A 15,668-nucleotide genomic window follows, 5' to 3' on the forward strand; every position below is an offset into this window, starting at 1 on the left:
ACACTTAGGGTTTTCATCCCGGAGGGGGCAACATGATTAAACTCTATGGCGTACCCGGCTGGGGATCGGCAATCAGTGAAGTGATGCTGACTCTGGCAGACATCCCTTATCAATTTATCAACGTGGACGGGTTCGACCAGCCCGGCCCGCAGCGTGAGTTGCTGAAAGCACGCAATCCGCTGTGTCAGGTACCCACGCTGGAACTGGAAAACGGGGCGATCATGACCGAAACGGCGGCGATTGCCCTGATGGTACTGGACAGATGTCCCGATCTTGCGCCTGCCGTCGGCCAGGCTGAGCGGCAGCAGTTTCAGCGGTTGCTCATCTGGTTTGTTGCGAACGTTTATCCCACCTTTACCTACGCTGACTACCCCGAACGCTGGGTGCCGGATGCGCCGGAGCAGTTGAAAAACAGCTGTATTGAATACCGAAAATCACTCTATCTGTGGTTTGACAGCCAGCTCAGTGCTACCCCTTTTGCACTCGGGGAACGGCTGACGCTGCTTGACGTCTACATCACGGTTGCACGCACCTGGGGGCCTCGCCATGCATGGTTTGCGGCGAATACGCCGAAGATAACGGCGATTGCGGATACCGTGTGCCAGCTGGCGGAACTGCACAAGGTGTTAAAGGCAAACGAGATAATCTGATAACGTGGAACTCACATTCATAACTGGAAGCCTGCATATGCCACACGTAGATATCAAATGTTTTCCCCGTGATTTGAACGACGACCAAAAAACCGCGCTGGCGGCGGATATTGCCGAGGTGATTACCCGTCATCTGAACAGTAAAGATCGCTCTATTTCGGTCGCCCTGAATGAAGTGCAGGAAGCCGACTGGAAAGCGCAGGTCTGGGAGACCGAAATTGAACCCAACCTGGATCACTTAATTAAGAAACCCGGCTATTCAATGTGAGAGAGGGTCGGGCGGCGCGGAGTCGCCCGACACGACACACGCGTTACTTCGTCTGCAGCAATATTGCCATCAGCCCCGGAAAGCGGGCATCAAGATCGTCCCTGCGCAGTGAAATCATATTTTCTCGTCCCTGCGGGCGCTGCCAAATCACGCCGCTGTCGCGCAAGACGCGCCAGTGATGGGTCATCGTCGATTTCACCACCTCGTCCGGGCGCAGCGCGTTACAGCTCAGTTCGCTGCCATCGGCCAGCCTGCGGATAATCGACAGCCGTAGCGGGTTACCGAGGGCAAAAAGCACATTTTCCAGCAGTATTTGTTCAGTTTCAGGGTGGTTCGGGATCATCGTTTTCCTGCGTCTGGTGTCAGATTGAGCTATATCAACAATAGGTCAACCGTAAAAAAATAGTTCGATAATACTCGTACAATAGGACTATTATAGCAAACGAACGAACACGCGACCATCCCGGTCGTCACAACGCAGTCTTAATGACTAAGGAAATATTATGCCCCGACCCATCCCTCTCGAACGTTATCGCAACATCGGTATCTCCGCGCATATCGATGCCGGTAAAACGACCACCACCGAGCGCATCCTGTTTTATACCGGTATGAGCCACAAACTGGGTGAAGTACACGATGGCGCGGCAACTACCGACTGGATGGCACAGGAGCAAGAGCGCGGGATAACCATTACCTCTGCGGCAGTCAGCTGTTTCTGGCCAGGTATGGACCGGGGCTTTGAACCGCACCGGATCAACATTATCGACACCCCGGGCCACGTGGATTTCACCATTGAGGTGGAACGTTCCATGCGTGTACTCGACGGCGCTGTCATGGTGTATGACTCCGTCGGTGGCGTGCAGCCGCAGTCGGAAACCGTCTGGCGTCAGGCGAACAAATATCATGTCCCGCGGCTGGCCTTCGTCAACAAAATGGACCGCCCGGGTGCGGACTTCTTCCGCGTCGTGCGAATGATGCAGGAGCGTCTGAAAGCGAATCCGGTCCCGATTGTTATTCCGGTGGGGGCAGAAGAACACTTCACCGGCGTGGTGGATCTCATCAAAATGCGTACCATTTTGTGGGACGATGCCACCCAGGGCATGGTGTTTACCTATGCTCCTGTGCCGGATGACGTAGTGAGTACAGCGCAGGAATGGCGGGAAAAAATGGTCTCTGCGGCGGCGGAAGCCAGCGATGAGCTGATGGATAAATACCTGGAAACGGGTGATTTAGAGGAAGCGGAAATCATCAGGGGGCTGCGTATGCGGACCATCTCCGGTGAAATCCAGCCGATGCTGTGCGGCAGCGCGTTTAAAAATAAAGGCGTGCAACGCATGCTCGATGCGGTCATTGAACTGATGCCGTCGCCTCTGGACGTGCCCGCCATTGATGGTGTGGATGAGAATGGGCAGCATGCCGAGCGTCATCCAGACGACAACGAGCCGTTCTCTGCGCTGGCCTTTAAACTGATGAGCGACCCGTACGTCGGACAGCTGACCTTTATCCGCGTTTACTCTGGCGTGCTGCGCAAAGGCGACGCGGTGTTCAACCCGGTGAAAGGGAAGAAAGAGCGAATTGGGCGCATCGTGCTGATGCATGCTAACGATCGCCACGAAGTGGATGAGCTGCGCGCGGGCGATATCGCGGCCTGCGTTGGGTTGAAAGATGTGACAACCGGTGACACGCTCACCGACCCGAATGCCGTCATCACGCTGGAACGGATGGAGTTTCCGGACCCGGTTATCTCGCTTGCGATAGAGCCGAAAACCAAAGGCGATCAGGAGAAAATGGGCATTGCATTGCAGCGCCTGGCAGCGGAAGACCCTTCGTTTCGTCTGCACACCGATGAAGAGTCCGGCCAGACAATTATCTCCGGGATGGGTGAGTTACATCTTGAGATTATCGTTGACCGCATGCGGCGTGAGTTCGGCGTTGAGGCGAACATTGGTCGCCCACAGGTCACGTACCGTGAAACCCTGCGTAAAGCGGTGAAGGATATCGAAGGGAAATTTGTCCGACAGTCCGGCGGTAAAGGGCAGTACGGCCATGTGGTGCTCAGTCTGGCGCCGTTAGAGCCTGGCAGTGGTTTTGTGTTTGAAGATGCCACCAAGGGCGGCGTTGTCCCGCGCGAGTATATTCCGTCTGTGGAGAAAGGCCTGCGCGAAGCCATGAACAGCGGTGTCCTGGCGGGGTATCCGGTTGTCGATGTGAAAGCGACCCTGACGTTTGGCTCCTATCACGAGGTCGACTCCTCGGAAATGGCGTTCCGCATGGCGGCGATCCTCGGCTTTAAAGAGGGCGCTCGCAAAGCGGACCCGGTGATTCTTGAACCGGTCATGCATGTCGAGGTGGAAACACCGGAAGAGTACGCCGGCAACATCATGGGCGATCTCTCTTCCCGCCGCGGCATGGTGCAGGGAATGGAAGAGCAGTACGGTAGCCAGATTATTCGCGCGGATGTGCCGTTGGCGGAGATGTTTGGCTATGCCACGACGCTGCGTTCGATGTCGCAAGGCCGCGCGACCTACACGATGGAATTCCATCATTTCGCGGAAGCACCGCGTAATGTTGCGGATGAAATTATTGCACGGCGCGCGAAGTAATTTAAAAGCCCTTTCCCTCGCGGAGAGGGCTTTTTTTATAGGCTATTTTTCCAGCGCCTTTACCATTTTCCCACTGGTCACAAACGTCCCGGCCCCCAGATGATGCAGGGTGTTCAGCTTATCGCCGTCAAACTGCCAGCGTCCGGCGACAAACGCGCGTTCATCTGCGGCTGCCGAAACAACCTCACCAAACAGCGTATCGTATTTTTCTGCGGCTGCGGTAACCGGGAGTAAACGACACTCCATCCACGCCAGGCATTTCTCTTCAATTACCGGCAGGCCGAGTACCGGACCTTGCACAACCGGGATCCCGTAGCAGTTGAACTTGTCTTCGTCGCGCCCGCTCACGCTGCCGACGGCGTAAGTCCAGTTAGCCGCTGCCGCACCGGGGATGACGATGCCGAACTTCCCGCTGCGCTCAATCAGTTCGCGCGACCAGGTGCTTTTGTCCACCACAATTGCGATACGCGGTGGCTCAAACTCCACCGGCATCGACCAGGCCGCAGCCATGACGTTACGACGGTCGATAGACTCATCGCGGCTGGTAATCAGTACCGTAGGGCCATGGTTCAGCAGACGGCTGGCATGCTTTAATTCAACGGGACGAAACGCGCTCATGAACATTCCTCTCAGCAGGTATGCTGGCATTAAACGTCTGATGGGTAGCCGAAATCAAGATGCACCCGCAAAAAGCACTTTTGCGCATATGGAGGCCGGAAAATAGTTTATAAACAGGGAACATCACATCATGGAAGCGAATCATGTCCCCATTTCTGAGTGCTTATTTTGCCCGTACGGGCTGGCAACAGCCTGTTCAGGTTGACATCGACACCCTGCGGGCGCTGCATTTAAACCACAACTGCGCGATCCCCTTCGAGAATATTGACGTCGTGATGCCGCGCGAAATCCATCTGGAAGATCAGTGCCTGGTCGACAAACTGGTGACGGCGCGTCGTGGAGGCTATTGCTTTGAGCAGAACGGCCTGTTCGAACGCGTTTTGCGTGAAGTGGGCTTTACGGTTCGCAGCGTGCTGGGCCGCGTGGTCTTAGCCAGTCCGCCACAGATGCCGCCGCGTACGCATCGTCTGCTGCTGGTTGAACTCAACGGCGAGCGCTGGATTGCCGACGTCGGTTTTGGCGGACAGACGCTGACGGCGCCGATTCGTTTGCTCGCCAACGAGGAGCAGGAAACACCCCACGGGCTGTATCGTTTGCTGAGCGAGGGCAACGACTGGATCCTGCAGTTCAGCCACCACGATCACTGGCAGTCGATGTACCATTTTGATCTGACAACACAGTATTTCAGCGATTACGTGATGGGCAACTTCTGGTCGGCGCACTGGCCGCAATCCCATTTTCGCCACCATCTGTTGATGTGTCGCCATCTGCCTGACGGCGGAAAGCTGACCCTGACCAACTTTAACTTTACTCACTGGCAGAAGGGGCATGCGGAAGAGCAGGTCCATCTTCCCGACGCGAACGCGCTGTATCAGGTGATGCAGTCACGGTTTGGACTGGGCGTTGACGATCCAAAACACGGGTTTTCGCTGGACGCGCTGACGGCGGTGATGGCCGGGTTTGATACACATCCTCAGGCCGGGAAATAGAACGGTGGCGCTGCGCTCAGGCGTAGCGCCACCCGGTAACACTCAGCGGCGCGATCTCACCACCTGATACCTGCGTGTTAAATACTCCACCGGCGCGCTCCAGACGTGCACCAGTCGGGTGAAGGGGAAGATCAGGAAAATGGTCATGCCCAGCACCAGATGAACACGGAAGATAAACGCCACGCCCGCCAGATGTTCGGACGAGCCACCGCGGAAGGTCACTACCGACTGCGCCCAGTCTACCAGCTTGAGCATCTCGCTGCCGTCGGGATATTTCGCGGAGAACGGAATGGTGGTGAGCCCAAGAATACACTGCACCAGCAAAATGCAGAGGATCAGGATATCTGCCGTGGAGGAGGTCGCCCGGATACGGGGGTTCGTCAGCCGGCGAATCAATAATCCCGCACCGCCCACCAGCGTGAGCACGCCGCAAACGCCGCCCAGAATCATCGCCATCAGCTGTTTCTGCGACATCGGCAGAAACCACGAATAAACCCAGTGCGGCGTCAGCATCCCGAAAAGATGTCCGAAGAAGATCCCCAAGATCCCGATATGGAACAGATTCGACCACAGCACCATGCCGCGCTTATCCAGCATCTGGCTGGAGGAGGCGCGCCAGGTATACTGCCCGTAGTCATAACGCAGCCAGCTTCCCACCAGAAAAACCGTGCCGCACAGGTAGGGGTAAATATCGTAGAAAAAGACGTTCAGAAACTGGATCATTTTGGGCCTCCCGCACTGACGTCGACATACTGCGGGGCAACGTCCTGGCTAAAGCGTCGTTGATATTGCTGCATCGGTGAGGTATCACACGATGTGGCGTTGTCCTCGATAAACTTGACCTGTTCCTCTTCCCAGACGGCGTCCAGCGCCTGGCGGGTATCATCCCGTTTCTCGGTGGAAACCTGTTTCGCCACGCTGTCGCTGGTCAGACGCGTGCCTGCGAGCGTCAGGAGCGCATCGAACAGCTGATAATGCGCTACGCCGCGCTGCTTCTGGCGACCGCCAATCAGCGCCAGGATCGGCGCAACGTTTTGTAGCCCTTCGCGGGCCTCGTCGTCGGTGACGAGGCTGAGATACTCCAGGTAGAGCGGCAGATAGTCCGGCAGCTCGCGACAGTCCAGCTGCAGGCCGGCTTTTTCGTACTGGCTCATCAGGTCGACCATCGCCTGACCGCGATCGCGGGATTCAGCATGAACGTGCTCAAACAGCAGCAACGAGGTCGCACGACCCCGCTCAAACACCTCGCACCATTCGGCCTGCTTATCCAGCAGCGCGGCATCCAGATGCTGGCGGGCAAAGGGCAGTAACGCAGGGAGATTCTGTTCTATCAGGGAAAGTGCTTCCTCGCGATTTTCCCATAATGTTTCATCGGGATACTCAATCAGCAGGGCGATGATTTTGAGGATCTGCATCACTCTCCCTCCCCGTGGTCGCGCACTTCGGTGATGTTGATGGCATCAATGCGGCTGCTGTTAAAGAGGTTGAATTTGGTGTCGGAACCGTGGCACCCGTCGCCAAAGGAGAAGCCGCAGCCGTTGCGTTCCGGGAAGGCGTCGCGCGCCATTTCGCGGTGGCTGGTGGGGATCACGAAACGATCTTCGTAGTTGGCAATCGCCAGATAGCGGTACATCTCTTCAACCTGCTCGACGCTAAGGCCCACTTCTTCGATGGCGCGCGTATCGGTCACGCCTTCAACGGTCTGAGAGCGTTTGTAATGACGCATGGCCATCATGCGTTTGAGGGCGCGCAGCACCGGAGCAGGATCGCCCGCACTGAGCATGTTGGCCAGATACTGCACCGGTATGCGCAGGCTTTCGACCGCCGGTAACACGCCGTCGTTGAGCGGCAGGCCGCCCGCATCTGCGTAAGACTGGATCGGTGACAGCGGCGGAACGTACCAGACCATCGGCAGGGTGCGGTATTCCGGATGCAGCGGCAGGGCCAGCTTCCAGTCCATCGCCATCTTGTAAACCGGGGAACGCTGGGCGGCGTCAATCACGTTCTGCGGAATACCTTGCTTGAAGGCTTCTTCAATGACCGCCGGGTCATGCGGATCAAGGAATACGTCACACTGGCGTTCATAGAGGTCGGTTTCATGTTCGGTGCTGGCCGCTTCTTCAATGCGATCCGCGTCATACAGCAGCACGCCCAGATAGCGAATACGCCCGACGCAGGTCTCCGAACAGACGGTTGGCTGGCCAGACTCAATGCGCGGGTAGCAGAAGATGCATTTCTCCGACTTTCCGCTTTTCCAGTTGAAGTAGATTTTCTTGTACGGGCAACCGCTGATGCACATGCGCCAGCCACGGCATTTGTCCTGGTCAATCAGCACAATGCCGTCTTCTTCACGCTTGTAGATGGCACCGCTCGGGCAGGTGGCCACGCAGCTCGGGTTCAGGCAGTGTTCACACAGGCGCGGCAGGTACATCATGAAGGTGTTTTCAAACTGGCCGTACATCTCCTTCTGGATCTTGTCGAAGTTGCGGTCGCGGGCGCGTTTTTCGAACTCGCCGCCAAGCAGTTCTTCCCAGTTCGGGCCGCCAACAATTTTGTCCATCCGTTTGCCGCTAATCAGCGAGCGCGGGCGGGCCGTCGGGAGGTGATCGCCTTGTGGTGCACGGTGCAGATCCTGGTAATCAAACGTGAAGGGCTCGTAGTAATCATCAATGCCGGGCAGGGACGGGTTGGCAAAGATTTTTGACAGCACGCCCACGCGCCCGCCGAGACGCGGCGTCAGCTTGCCGGTGATCCCGCGTACCCAGCCGCCTTGCCACTCCTCCTGATCTTCCCAGTTTTTCGGGTAGCCAATCCCCGGTTTGGTTTCGACGTTGTTGAACCACGCATATTCCATACCTTCACGCCCGGTCCAGACGTTTTTACAGGTGACCGAGCAGGTGTGACAGCCAATGCATTTGTCGAGATTCAGCACCATTCCAACCTGTGAGCGTATTTTCATTTTTTCGCCTCCTGTACCTGATCCCGACCTTCGCCATCCAGCCAGTTAATGTTTTTCATTTTGCGGATCATGATGAACTCGTCGCGGTTAGAGCCGACGGTGCCGTAATAGTTGAAGCTGTACGCCAGCTGGGCGTAGCCGCCAATCATGTGTGTCGGTTTGGGACAGACGCGCGTCACCGAGTTATGGATCCCGCCGCGACGGCCGGTGACTTCTGAACCCGGAATATTCAGGATACGTTCCTGCGCGTGGTACATCATGGTCATGCCCGGCGGGACGCGCTGGCTCACCACTGCCCGGGCGGTCAGGGCCCCGTTGGCGTTGAAGGCTTCGATCCAGTCGTTATCCTCAATGCCTAACTCTCTGGCATCGGTTTCGCTGATCCAGACGATAGGTCCCCCGCGTGACAGCGTTTGCATCAGCAGGTTTTCACTGTAGGTCGAGTGAATGCCCCATTTCTGGTGTGGCGTCAGGAAGTTCAGCGCCTTCTCAGGAAAGCCGTTCGGCGGGATTTCGCGCATATGGCTAACGCTTCGGGTATCAATCGGTGGGCGATAGGCCACCAGACTCTCCCCGAACGCGCGCATCCACGGATGGTCCTGATACAGCTGCTGACGACCGGAAAGGGTGCGCCAGGGAATAAGCTCGTGAACGTTGGTATAACCGGCGTTATAGGAGACATGCTCGCTCTCAAGGCCCGACCAGGTGGGGCTGGAGATAATTTTCCGCGGCTGGGCCTGAATATCGCGGAAGCGGATTTTCTCATCTTCTTTGTTCAGCGCCAGATGGGTGTGATCGCGACCGGTCAGTTCGCCCAGCGCTTGCCAGGCTCGCACTGCCACCTGGCCATTCGTTTCAGGGGCGAGGGCGAGGATCACTTCAGAGGCGTCAATCGCCGTTTCAATACGCGGGCGTCCTTTTGCCGGGCCATCGAGCTTGACGTAGTTCAGCTTGCCGAGGAAATCGACCTCGCTCTGGGTATTCCATGAAATGCCTTTCCCGCCGTTGCCAAGTTTGTCCATCAGCGGGCCGAGTGAAGTAAAGCGCTCGTAGGTTTCCGGATAATGCCGTTCGACCACCGCAATCGTCGGCGCCGTTTTACCCGGAATGAGATCGCATTCGCCTTTGCGCCAGTCCTGAATATCAAACGGCTGTGACAGTTCCCCCGGGGAGTCGTGCTGCAGCGGCTGCAGTACCACGTCCGTTTCGGTGCCAAGATGACCGACGCACACCTCTGAGAAAACGCTGGCAATACCTTTGTAGATCTCCCAGTCGCTGCGGGATTCCCAGGCCGGGTCGACGGCAGCTGAAAGCGGATGAATAAACGGATGCATATCCGACGTATTCATGTCGTCTTTTTCATACCATGTCGCGGTGGGCAGCACGATATCGGAGAACAGGCAGGTGCTGGACATGCGGAAATCGAGCGTCACCAGCAGGTCAAGCTTGCCCTCAATGGCCTGAGTTTGCCACTCCACCTCTTCGGGCTTAACGTCATCCGTCGACCCTAAATCCTCGCCCTGGATGCCGCTTTCGGTACCGAGCAGGTATTTGAGCATGTACTCGTGACCTTTCCCCGAAGAGCCGAGCAGGTTAGACCGCCAGACAAACAGATTGCGCGGGTGGTTTTTACCGTTGTCAGGCTGTTCGCAGGCGAAACGTATATCGCCCGATTTTAATGCCTGCACGGTGTACTCCTGCGGGGTCATGCCGGCGGCGTCGGCCCGGGCTTTAATGTGCAACGGATTGAGGTTTAGCTGCGGTGCCGAGGGAAGCCAGCCCATACGCTCTGCCCGGACGTTAAAATCGATCAGGTGACCGGTGAATTTTGTCGCGTCCGCCAGCGGAGAGAGTAACTCCTGCGCGGTCAGTTTCTCATAACGCCACTGGCAGGCGTGGTTGTAGAAGTACGACGTACTGTTCATCTGGCGCGGGGGACGGTTCCAGTCCAGCGCAAACGCCAGCGGCAGCCAGCCGGTTTGCGGACGCAACTTCTCCTGACCCACATAGTGTGACCAGCCGCCGCCGCTTTGACCCACGCAGCCGCAGAACACCAGCATGTTGATCATCCCGCGGTAGTTCATGTCCATGTGGTACCAGTGGTTCACCCCGGCACCGAGGATAATCATCGACCGGCCGTGCGTTTTGTGCGCCGTGTCGGCAAACTCACGGGCAATTTTCTCTATCAGGTAAGCAGGGACGCCGGTGATCTGCTCGCCCCAGGCGGGAGTATAAGCTTTGATCTTGTCATAGCTGCCCGCCGCGTTGCTGTCTTCCAGACCACGATCGAGGCCGTAGTTAGCGAGAATCAGATCGTAGACGCTGACCACCCGTTTCTGGCTGCCATCGGCCAGCGTCAGGGTTTTACTCGGTACACGGCGCGTCAGGACCGGCTCCTGCTTGACGCTACGGAAGTGTGGATTTTCATTGCCGCCAAAATAGGGGAATGCCACCTCTGCCACGCTGTCGTGGGTAATCAGCAGCGAGAGGGTGAGCTCAGTTTCATGATCTGCCGCCAGCGGCGCCAGGTTCCATTTGCCTTTTTCGCCCCAGCGGAAACCAATGGACCCGTTCGGCACCACCAGATCGCCGGCGATATCAAAGGCGACGGTTTTCCACTCAGCATTATTGGCTTCACCCAGCCCGTCCGTGAGATCAGAAGCCCGAAGCATCCGCCCCGGCACCACGCGGCCATCGGCCTGTTCATCCAGCAGCACCAGCATCGGCATGTCGGTGTAGCGGCGGCAGTAGTTGAGGAAGTACTCGCTGGGGTTGTCGAGATGGAACTCTTTGAGGATCACGTGGCCCATTGCCATCGCCAGCGCGCTGTCGGTGCCTTGCTTGGGTGCCAGCCACTGATCGCTCAGTTTGGCGACCTCGGAGAAGTCCGGGGTGATGGCCACGGTTTTGGTGCCTTTGTAGCGGACCTCGGTAAAGAAGTGGGCATCTGGCGTACGCGTCTGCGGAACGTTAGACCCCCAGGCAATGATGTAGCTGGAGTTGTACCAGTCTGCGGATTCCGGCACGTCGGTCTGCTCGCCCCACGTCATTGGCGAGGCGGGCGGTAAATCGCAATACCAGTCATAAAAGCTGAGACAGGTGCCGCCCAGCAGAGAGAGATAACGCGTCCCGGCGGCATACGAGACCATCGACATCGCCGGAATCGGTGAAAAACCGGCCACGCGATCGGGACCGTAGTGTTTAATGGTCCAGACGTTGGCGGCAGCAATCAGCTGGTTCAGCTCTTTCCAGCTGGAGCGGATAAATCCGCCGTGTCCGCGTGCCTGCTTGTAGCTCCGGCTCTTCTGCGGATCGTTCTGAATGGCATCCCAGGCCAGCACCGGATCGCTGTGTTGTGCCAGCGCGTCACGCCACAGTTCGATCAGCGTGCGGCGCACCAGCGGGTATTTCAGCCGGTTGGCGCTGTATAGGTACCAGGAATAACTTGCACCACGCGGGCAGCCGCGCGGCTCGTGGTTAGGCAGGTCGGGGCGGGTACGCGGGTAGTCGGTCTGCTGGGTTTCCCAGGTAACCAGGCCGTTTTTGACGTAGATTTTCCAGCTACAGGAGCCCGTGCAGTTCACGCCATGGGTGGACCGCACAATCTTGTCGAACTGCCATCGCTGTCGGTAGCTGTCCTCCCAGTCACGGTTGGTGTTGTACACCTGCCCGTGTCCATTGGCGAAGCTGTCGCCTTTTTGTTTGAAATAGCGAAAGCGATCCAACAGTTTACTCATGACATTTCTCCTGCTTCGATAGCCTTTTCGGAGAGGGCTGCCCACTCTCAGGCGAATGTGTAATTGTTATTGTTGTGAAGATTTGCGGCCATAAACAAGCCAGGTCACCAGGACGCAGACGATGTAAAACACGAGGAAAACTTTCATGGCACCCACGGGAGAGCCGGTCATGGCCAGCGACGTGCCGAAGGCTTTCGGAATGAAGAACCCGCCGACGGCACCGATGGCGGAGATAAAGCCCAGCGCTGCCGCGGTTTCGGTCACTGCTTCATGCTGCGCCTGCTCGTCACTTCCCCCTTGTAGCTTCACGCGGGTGAGGGTGATTTGGCGGAAAATGATGGCAATCATCTGAAACGTTGACCCGCTGCCCAGTCCGGCGGTGAGGAACAGGCCCATAAAGACCAGATAGAAGGCGAGAAAACTGCCCGACCCGGAACCGGGAAGCGTCAGGAAAAGCAGGGCGCTGAATAGCGCCATAAAGACGAAGTTAATCAGGGTGACGCGTACGCCGCCGAGTTTGTCTGAGATCATCCCGCCCGCAGAACGGGCCAGCGCGCCAATCAGTGGGCCAAAGAAAGCCAGATGGAGGATATTGACGTCAGGAAACTGGGTTTTCGACAGCATGGCGAAGCCTGCTGAAAAACCGATAAACGAACCGAAGGTTGCCAGGTAGAGGAGGCTCAGGAGCCACAGGTGAAAACGTTTTAACACCGGTAGCTGGCTGGCAATCGTGGCCTTAGAGCTCGCGATGTCATTCATGCCGAAAAACGCCGCAATCGTGGCCAGCAAAAGAAGGGGCGCCCAAATCCACGCGGCATTGGCCAGCCACATCGTTGAGCCGTCATCCTGCGGCACGCCGTTTACGCCGAGAAAGGTGAACATGGGCAGGAAGATCACCAGCGGCGCGACCAGCTGCATTACGCTCACGCCCAGGTTCCCCAACCCGCCGTTAATCCCCAGGGCGCTACCCTGTTTCGTTTTCGGGAAGAAGAAGCTGATATTGCCCATGCTGGAGGCGAAGTTAGCGCCGGCAAAACCACACAGCAGCGCGATGACGATAAAGATCCAGTAGGGAGTGGCAGTGTCCTGAATCGCGATCCCCAACCAGACGCAGGGAACAATCAGGATCACCGTGCTTAACACCGTCCAGTAGCGTCCACCAAAGAGAGGAACCATAAACGAGTAGGGGACGCGCAATATCGCACCGGACAGGGAGGGTAAGGCTGTTAGCATAAAAAGCTGATCGGTGGAAAAATTAAATCCAACTTTATTCAGATTGACCGCAATGGCACTAAATAACATCCATACGCAAAACGCTAATAACAGGCAAGCCACAGAAATTAAAAGATTTCTTCGGGCAATATGTTTTCCTTTATTCTCCCAGAATTGCGCATTTTCGGGTTTCCAGTTGCTCAGCAGATAAGGATTATTCTTCTCACTTTGTTGTGACATGTCGCCCTCTTGCTTAACCATAAAAAGAAAAAATGGAGTAAAAACAGGTGGATGTCTGACAGTGTGTTTCTGGAATTATTGGATGGTTTGGGATACATCTGAAAGGATAGATAAAAAAGCGAATCCCTGAGCCGGGAGGGGAAATAAGGGTTCGCTTAATGTGTTACGAATTGTAAGCGAGGGCTGTTAATACTCATAAGTGAGTATTAACACAATTCCAGAGAGATTAATTTATCAAGATGGTTATTAAAGGCTGCGTCGTCCATCTCTGGGATATCTAATATATAAATGCCGTCCAGGCCACACACCAGACCAATTAAACGCCAGGCAATATTTTCTGGCCGATCGCCCGGGGTAAAATCTCCCGCGTCAGTACCTGCTTTGATAAGGGCGACGGTCTCCTGGTGCCACATCTCCATGGTCAGTACATATGCGCCCCTGATGTCCGTATCCCGGCTTGCCAGGATCTGCGCCTCACGCCACAGGCGAATATAGGGCTCAAACCGGCCATCATCGCTGCCGAGCATGGCATGCAGTTGCTGTCGCCAGCTGGCTTGCTTGCCGACCACATCCGCATCCAGCAGTTCACGGATCAACCGCACAAAAGCCAGCGATTTTAGCTCCCCGCCAGAGGTGAAATGGTGGTGGACCTGTCCGGTGGCGACGCCGGCTTCGGCGGCAATTCGCCGTACCGTCATTGCGGAAAGTCCGTCAGAGAGCGCCACGCGCATAGCGGCCTGTAAAATCTCTTCCCGCCTTTCATCCTTGCTCAGATATCGCATTTTCACTCACTCTTAATGGGACTGAAACAAGTGTAACAAAAAGCTGGACACTCGTTCAACTTTACGTAGGATCGCAAACTGGACATGTGTCCATGATTTAAAAGAAAAGGAAATTTATGTTTCGTCAGTGGTTAGCGTTAGTCATTATCGTGCTGGTGTATATCCCGGTGGCGATCGACGCGACGGTACTGCACGTAGCGGCGCCGACGTTGAGTATGACGCTGGGTGCCAGCGGTAACGAATTATTGTGGATCATCGATATATACTCGCTGGTGATGGCGGGGATGGTGCTGCCGATGGGCGCGCTGGGTGACCGCATTGGTTTTAAACGGTTGTTGATAATTGGCAGTACGCTGTTTGGCTTGTCATCGCTGGCAGCCGCATTTGCGCCTTCAGCAGGATGGCTGATTGCTGCCCGCGCCTCGCTGGCGATTGGGGCGGCGATGATCATCCCGGCCACGCTTGCGGGGATCCGCACGTTATTCGTTAATGCGCGCGATCGCAACATCGCGCTTGGGGTCTGGGCCGCTGTCGGTTCAGGCGGTGCGGCGTTTGGTCCGCTGATTGGCGGTATGTTGCTGGAGCATTTTTACTGGGGATCGGTCTTTTTGATCAACGTGCCGATCGTGGTCATCGTTGTTTCCCTTGCCGCGCGTCTGGTGCCTCGTCAAGAGGGACGCCCGGAACAGCCGCTGAATATTGCCCATGCAGTCATGCTGATTGTGGCGATATTGCTGCTGGTCTTCAGCGCGAAAACCGCGCTCAAAGGGGTGCTTTCTCCGTGGCTGGTGGCAATGACGCTGCTCACCGGAGCGGTGATGCTGATGATCTTTGTGCGGATCCAGCTTCACGCCCGCGTGCCGATGATCGACATGCGCCTGTTCTGTCATCGCATTATTTTAAGCGGTGTCGTGATGGCGATGACCGCCATGATCGCGCTCGTGGGGTTTGAGCTGTTGATGGCCCAGGAGCTGCAGTTTGTGCATGGCTTTACGCCGTTCGAAGCGGGGATGTTTATGCTGCCGCTGATGGTCGCCAGCGGGTTTAGCGGGCCGATTGCCGGTGTGCTGGTCGGTCGTCTGGGGCTGCGGCTGGTGGCGGCAGGCGGAATGGGGCTGAGTGCCGTCAGCTTTATCGGTCTGTCGCTGCTCGACTTCAGCACGCAGCACTGGCAGGCATGGAGTCTGATGGTGCTGCTGGGCTTCAGTGCCGCCAGTGCGCTGCTGGCCTCAACCTCGGCAATTATGGCGGCTGCGCCAAAAGAGAAAGCGGCTGCCGCAGGGGCGATTGAAACCATGTCCTATGAGCTGGGCGCAGGGTTGGGCATTGCCATTTTTGGTCTGCTGTTAACCCGCAGCTTCTCGGCGTCAATTGTCCTGCCGCAGGGACTGAGCGCGACGCTGGCCGATAAGGCCTCGTCATCGATTGGCGAAGCGGTAAACGTGGCACAGAGCCTGACTCCAGGGCTGGCGGAGTCGTTAATTGCGGCGGCAAAAACGGCCTTTATCACGTCACACAGCGTGGCGTTAGGCAGTGCCGGCGCAATGTTACTGGTGCTGGCGGTCGGGATTTGGTTTAGCCTGGCAAACGTACCGAAACAGTAAAAAAAC

General features: G+C 56.7%; 13 protein-coding genes. 5 read left to right on the forward strand and 8 right to left on the reverse strand.

The annotated features are described in order from the left end of the window. The first annotated feature begins 32 nt into the window (after positions 1 to 32). Together AB6731_RS04415 and pptA are read left to right on the forward strand one after the other, a co-directional pair. A complete protein-coding gene (locus tag AB6731_RS04415; protein WP_020884044.1) occupies positions 33 to 650 on the forward strand; it encodes a glutathione S-transferase family protein in 618 nt (205 codons plus the stop codon). Between the two features lie 37 nt (positions 651 to 687). Then, positions 688 to 918, forward strand: coding sequence for a tautomerase PptA (gene pptA / locus AB6731_RS04420; protein WP_149376492.1), 231 nt, complete (start codon positions 688 to 690; stop codon positions 916 to 918). A gap of 43 nt (positions 919 to 961) precedes the next feature. Here the strand turns inward: pptA and AB6731_RS04425 are convergent, their stop codons facing one another. Then, complete coding sequence (locus tag AB6731_RS04425; RefSeq protein WP_014170235.1) at positions 962 to 1,261, reverse strand: helix-turn-helix transcriptional regulator; 300 nt, start codon at positions 1,259 to 1,261, stop codon at positions 962 to 964. A 160-nt stretch (positions 1,262 to 1,421) separates the two neighbouring features. Here AB6731_RS04425 and fusA point away from each other — a divergent pair, with 160 nt between their 5' ends. Then, the gene (fusA, locus tag AB6731_RS04430; RefSeq protein WP_014170234.1) at positions 1,422 to 3,521 is read left to right on the forward strand and encodes an elongation factor G; all 2,100 of its coding nucleotides are present in this window, start codon (positions 1,422 to 1,424) and stop codon (positions 3,519 to 3,521) included. Between the two features lie 42 nt (positions 3,522 to 3,563). Here fusA and AB6731_RS04435 read toward each other — a convergent pair whose 3' ends face one another. Next, on the reverse strand, positions 3,564 to 4,139 hold the full coding sequence (locus AB6731_RS04435; protein ID WP_151887462.1) for a flavin reductase family protein: 576 nt from the start codon (positions 4,137 to 4,139) through the stop codon (positions 3,564 to 3,566). Positions 4,140 to 4,282: 143 nt separating this feature from the next. Here AB6731_RS04435 and nhoA point away from each other — a divergent pair, with 143 nt between their 5' ends. Continuing rightward, entirely contained in the window at positions 4,283 to 5,128 is an 846-nt protein-coding gene (nhoA, locus tag AB6731_RS04440; RefSeq protein ID WP_311382605.1) for an N-hydroxyarylamine O-acetyltransferase, read from the forward strand. A 42-nt stretch (positions 5,129 to 5,170) separates the two neighbouring features. On the opposite strand, the gene narI is transcribed toward nhoA, so the two are convergent. The 6 genes from narI to AB6731_RS04470 form a co-directional block, all read right to left on the reverse strand. Beyond that, positions 5,171 to 5,851 carry a respiratory nitrate reductase subunit gamma gene (narI, locus tag AB6731_RS04445; RefSeq protein ID WP_014170231.1) on the reverse strand — a complete coding sequence of 227 codons (681 nt, stop codon included), beginning with the start codon at positions 5,849 to 5,851 and terminating at the stop codon, positions 5,171 to 5,173. Further along, positions 5,848 to 6,543 carry a nitrate reductase molybdenum cofactor assembly chaperone gene (narW, locus tag AB6731_RS04450; protein WP_371005932.1) on the reverse strand — a complete coding sequence of 232 codons (696 nt, stop codon included), beginning with the start codon at positions 6,541 to 6,543 and terminating at the stop codon, positions 5,848 to 5,850. The genes narI and narW overlap by 4 nt, the downstream gene beginning before the upstream one ends. After that, positions 6,543 to 8,087 carry a nitrate reductase subunit beta gene (gene narH, locus AB6731_RS04455; RefSeq protein WP_020884050.1) on the reverse strand — a complete coding sequence of 515 codons (1,545 nt, stop codon included), beginning with the start codon at positions 8,085 to 8,087 and terminating at the stop codon, positions 6,543 to 6,545. Before narH ends, narW begins: the two co-directional genes overlap by 1 nt. Next, complete coding sequence (locus AB6731_RS04460) at positions 8,084 to 11,824, reverse strand: nitrate reductase subunit alpha (protein WP_371005933.1); 3,741 nt, start codon at positions 11,822 to 11,824, stop codon at positions 8,084 to 8,086. Before AB6731_RS04460 ends, narH begins: the two co-directional genes overlap by 4 nt. 66 nt (positions 11,825 to 11,890) lie before the next feature. Continuing rightward, on the reverse strand, positions 11,891 to 13,276 hold the full coding sequence (locus tag AB6731_RS04465; protein ID WP_063924914.1) for a NarK family nitrate/nitrite MFS transporter: 1,386 nt from the start codon (positions 13,274 to 13,276) through the stop codon (positions 11,891 to 11,893). Positions 13,277 to 13,482: 206 nt separating this feature from the next. Then, entirely contained in the window at positions 13,483 to 14,058 is a 576-nt protein-coding gene (locus AB6731_RS04470; RefSeq protein WP_020884053.1) for a TetR family transcriptional regulator, read from the reverse strand. A 116-nt stretch (positions 14,059 to 14,174) separates the two neighbouring features. On the opposite strand from AB6731_RS04470, the gene AB6731_RS04475 reads away from it, so the two are divergent. Beyond that, positions 14,175 to 15,662 carry an MFS transporter gene (locus AB6731_RS04475; protein WP_371005934.1) on the forward strand — a complete coding sequence of 496 codons (1,488 nt, stop codon included), beginning with the start codon at positions 14,175 to 14,177 and terminating at the stop codon, positions 15,660 to 15,662. Positions 15,663 to 15,668 lie beyond the last annotated feature (6 nt).

Origin of the sequence: Enterobacter sp. RCC_40, assembly GCF_041360735.1 — a bacterium.
Taxonomy (GTDB): Bacteria; Pseudomonadota; Gammaproteobacteria; order Enterobacterales; family Enterobacteriaceae; genus Enterobacter; species Enterobacter ludwigii.